Source organism: Sulfitobacter sp. HI0027, assembly GCF_001634775.1.
Taxonomy (GTDB): Bacteria; Pseudomonadota; Alphaproteobacteria; order Rhodobacterales; family Rhodobacteraceae; genus Sulfitobacter.
Genome location: NZ_LWER01000129.1, coordinates 1 through 262, shown reverse-complemented (window position 1 = coordinate 262; position 262 = coordinate 1). Strand labels below are relative to the sequence as shown.

Genomic DNA, 262 nt, shown 5'->3' with positions numbered 1-262 from the left:
GCCGTGGCAACCCGCCCCGGCAAACATCACCCGCGCAACCGAAATCATGGCAGACCTGCCCGCTTTTGACACGATGTGGTTCAGCGATGGCTTGGACTATCCGGGCCGCGATGATCTGCGCGCCGAGCTGCAATCCAAAGGCGCGGTGGAGGTGCATCAATCGGCGAGCAATGTCATCGGCATCGCGCCTGCGGTCTACCAAGATGGCGCAATCGACCTGACCCTGCGCCGCGCCATTCCCGGCCCGGAGCGCGAGGCCGTG

General features: G+C 65.3%; 1 protein-coding gene. It reads left to right on the top strand.

The features are described 5' to 3' along the window. Nucleotides 1-262 (top strand): hypothetical protein (locus A3722_RS06580; RefSeq protein WP_150120450.1); only part of this gene is annotated, 262 nt, incomplete at both ends.